At 65.7% G+C, this 3998-nt stretch carries 3 protein-coding genes; 1 reads left to right on the plus strand and 2 read right to left on the minus strand.

Annotation, left to right across the window (positions count from 1 at the left end):
* Positions 1–18 precede the first annotated feature (18 nt).
* Together VW23_RS01370 and VW23_RS01375 are read right to left on the minus strand one after the other, a co-directional pair.
* Entirely contained in the window at positions 19–1455 is a 1437-nt protein-coding gene (locus tag VW23_RS01370) for a UdgX family uracil-DNA binding protein (protein ID WP_069907805.1), read from the minus strand.
* On the minus strand, positions 1455–2696 hold the full coding sequence (locus tag VW23_RS01375; RefSeq protein WP_069907806.1) for a putative DNA modification/repair radical SAM protein: 1242 nt from the start codon (positions 2694–2696) through the stop codon (positions 1455–1457). The genes VW23_RS01370 and VW23_RS01375 overlap by 1 nt, the downstream gene beginning before the upstream one ends.
* A gap of 201 nt (positions 2697–2897) precedes the next feature.
* On the opposite strand from VW23_RS01375, the gene VW23_RS01380 reads away from it, so the two are divergent.
* On the plus strand, positions 2898–3848 hold the full coding sequence (locus VW23_RS01380; RefSeq protein ID WP_069907807.1) for a ring-cleaving dioxygenase: 951 nt from the start codon (positions 2898–2900) through the stop codon (positions 3846–3848).
* The last annotated feature ends 150 nt before the right edge of the window (positions 3849–3998 follow it).

Here is a 3998-nt window from a genome sequence, read left to right on the forward strand (position 1 = left end):
CCCGCCCGGCTGAGTGGCTCACCCCAGCAACCGCCCAACCTCGCGCAGATCGGCCACGAAGCGCTGGCGTTCCCGCTCCGCCTCCGCCCGGTCCGGCAGGCGCAGCAGGTAGGAGGGATGCACTGTCGCCAGCATGCGCGTTCCGTCGGCGAGTTCCGTCAGCTTGCCGCGCACCGCGCTCAGCGTCGTGCTGCTGCCGGCGAGACTGGCGACCGCCGTCGCGCCCAGCGCCACGATCAGCTTCGGCTTGACCAGCTCGCGCTCGAGATCGAGCCAGAACTTGCAGGCCTTCACCTCGCCCATGTTCGGCCGCTGGTGCAGGCGCTTCTTGCCGCGCGGCACGAACTTGAAGTGCTTGACCGCATTGGTGACATAAGCCCGCCCGCGATCGACGCCCGCTTCGGCCATCGCCGCATCGAACACCCTGCCGGCCGGGCCGACGAACGGCTTACCCGCAAGATCCTCCTGATCGCCCGGCTGTTCGCCGACGAACATCACCTCGGCCTGCTCGGGCCCTTCGCCGAACACCGGCTGTGTCGCCATCTCATAGAGCGGACAGCGCCGGCACTGCTCGATCGCCGCGCGCGCCGCCTTCAGCGAGGTGATCTCGACCTCGGGTGCGTCGTCCTCGACCTGCCGCTCCGTCCTCCGCAGGTGTTTCGATGATGGGATACTGGCCTGCCGTTCGATCATTTCCGCCTCCGCTGCCCTGGCGCCACGGATCAGGGATGGAATGAGTTCGGCCTCAGGCAGGTTCCGCCAGTATTTCACCGGCATTTCCGATTTCATCATCGCCACCTTGAGCCGCGCCGGATTGAAGATCGAGGCGAAGTAGCTCCTCCACGCCCCCTCCATGGCATCCTCGGCCGGCACGTCCGCCTTGTGCCCACCCGGCCCGAACTCGAGGCTGTCGCCATCCCAGAACACCGAACGGTAGGGCGTGACGATCGCCCACATCATCCCGGTGAAGCGCCTGACGAAGAACGGCGCCACCCGCTCCAGCACATAATGTTCCGGCTCAAACCAGGCGACGAACCGTTCGAGCCCGGAATCGTCGGCGATCGACTTGAACCGCACGAACGCCTTGAGCTTGTGTGCGTCGCGCCGCACTGCCGACACCCGCCGGTCGAGCCGGCCGACATCGGGGTCCGAGCGCGCCTCCATCAACGCCTTGTCCTTCTGCAACCGCCAGAGCAGCCGATAGAGCAGCGCGAAGCGCTCTGGATCACTGTGGCAGATCCCCGCCTCGGCCCAATCGATGAAGCGCTGCGGCACCACCCCGACCTTGCGTTCGGTCACTTCAGTGATCGCATCCTCGGTGACGAACAGGTCGTGTGGCGTCGTCGGGTCGAGCCACACCACCTCATCCGGCGGCACGGCATCGAGCAACAATCGCCGCGCCGCCGCCCGCCACTGGTCGAAATCGTTGAGCGCTTCGAGCCGCACCGATCGCATCAGAACAGCTCCAATTGCTTCGGCGCCGGCGTGAGCTTGCCGCGCAGTTTGGCGTCATCGGTCAGCCCGCCGGGCGTCCAGTCGTCGGCTTCGACGAACGGCCGCAGCTTGTCGATCGATCCGGCCATCCGCGCCAGGTCGGCCAGCGTCAGCCGGTGATGCCGCCGCGAGCTGAGGATGCGGTCGACCACCCTTACGCCGAGCCCCGGCACCCGCAGCAGGGTCTCCCGCGCCGCCCGGTTCACATCGACCGGAAACTGCCCGCGGTTACGCAGCGCCCAGGCGAGTTTTGGGTCGAGCTTGAGGTCGAGCAGCCCGTCTTCGCCGCCCGAAACGATCTCGTCGACGTCGAAGCCATAGAACCGGATCAGCCAATCCGCCTGGTACAGCCGGTGCTCGCGCATCAGCGGTGGCGGCACCAGCGGCAGTTTTGAGCTCGCATCGGGGATCGGCGAGAACGCCGAATAGTAGACCCGCTTCAGTCCATAGCCCGAATAGAGCGCCGCGCTGCGGCCGAGGATTGTAGCATCGGTCGCCCGGTCGGCGCCGATGATCATCTGCGTCGATTGCCCGGCCGGCGCCAGCCTGGTCGGCTTGCGCTTGCCTTCGAGCTTGCCGTCCGGCCGGCTCTCCTCGCGCTTCAATTCGATATGCGCCATCGCCGTGCGGATGGCGCTCGGCTTCTTCTCGGGCGCCAGCGTCTCGAGGCTGCTATCGGTCGGCAGCTCGATATTGGTCGAGAGGCGATCCGCGTAGAGCCCGGCCTCGGCCAGCAGCTCCGGCGCGGCGTTGGGAATCACCTTCAAATGGATGTAGCCGCCGAACCGGTGTGTCTCGCGCAGCGTGCGCGCCACCCGCACCATCTCCTCCATGGTGTAGTCGGGTGAGCGGATGATACCGGACGAGAGAAACAACCCCTCGATGTAGTTGCGCTTGTAGAAATCGAGCGTCAGCCCGACCACTTCCTCGACCGAGAAGCGGGCCCGCTGCACGTTGGAGGACGAGCGGTTGACACAATAGACGCAGTCATAGACGCAGAAATTGGTCAGCAGCACTTTCAGCAGCGAGATGCAGCGCCCGTCCGGCGCATAGGAGTGGCAGATGCCACTGCCCTCGGTCGAGCCGATGCCACCGGTCGCAAGGTTCGAGCGTTTCACCGAGCCGCTCGAGGCGCAGGACGCGTCGTATTTCGCCGCATCCGAGAGGATCGACAGCTTTCGCTGCAGGGTCATCTGGGTCATTTGTTCACTTTATGTTCGACCCGAACTGTGCCCCCGAGGCTTTGCGTCGATCAACTCAAAAAGACACGTCTGGAGGTGATTGCGGAAACGCCGTGTTTGCCATCGTTCAGGAATGCTGGACAATGCGTCGGCTTCGGGCGGCTATCTCGCCGATGCCTTACCGCCTATCTGGTTGTCACGAGCTTTCATCAGGAGGTCCACATGACCCTCGAACTCAAAGGCATTCACCACCTCACCGCCATCACCGCGGCAGCGCAGCGCAACGTCGAATTCTATACGCGCACGCTTGGCCTGAGGCTGATCAAGAAGACCGTCAACCAGGACGATGTCAGCGCCTATCACCTGTTCTATGGCGACGCGATCGCCTCGCCCGGCGCCGACCTCACCTTCTTCGATTGGCCGACGGCGCCGAACAGACGCGGCAACCATGAAGTCTCCCGCACCGGGCTGCGCGTTCATTCCGAAGCCGACCTCAGTTGGTGGAAGGAGCACCTCAAGGAAAAGGACATTGCCTCGGGCAATATCAAGGAGCGCGCCGGGCACCTTTCGCTCGACTTCGAGGATTTCGAAGGCCAGCGCTTCCGGCTGATCGCCGACCCCAAATCCGCGCCGGCACATCCCTGGGCCGAGAGCCCGGTCCCGGCTGAGCACCAGATCATCGGCCTCGGGCCGATCACCCTCGCCGTCCCCGACCTCCGCCGCTCCGAGCCGGTACTGAGCAAGGTGATGAACCTGCGCGAAGTCCGCTCCTATCCGGCGCGCGAGAGGAACGGCGAAATCCACGTCTTCGAGATGGGCGAAGGCGGCGCCGCGGCGGAACTCCATGTCGAGGTGAACCCCGACCTGCCGCAGGCCCGCCAGGGCGCTGGCGGCGTGCACCATGTCGCCTTCCGCACCCCCAACAAGGAGGAGTTCGACGAGTGGGTGAAGCGCACCGCCCAATTCGGCGTCCGCTCCTCGGGCGAGGTCGAGCGCTTCTACTTCAAGTCGCTCTATTTCCGTGAGCCCAACGGCATCCTGTTCGAGATCGCCACCGACGGCCCCGGCTTCACCGCCGACGAACCGCTCGAAACCCTCGGCCAGCGCCTGGCACTTCCCCCGTTCCTCGAGGGACGCCGGGCCGAGATCGAGGCCGGACTGAAGCCGCTGTAAGAGGCGGCTGGCAGCGGCCTCTCCGATATCCTCCCCCGCGTGGCGGGGGAGGGGAACCAGCGAAGCTGGTGGAGGGGGGAGCCAAAGCCGATGGTCTTACCGCCCCCTCCACCGCCTTCGTCGGTCCCCCCGGGGTGGGGCCTCTGGCCT

Source organism: Devosia insulae DS-56, from assembly GCF_000970465.2.
GTDB classification, from domain to species: domain Bacteria; phylum Pseudomonadota; class Alphaproteobacteria; order Rhizobiales; family Devosiaceae; genus Devosia_A; species Devosia_A insulae.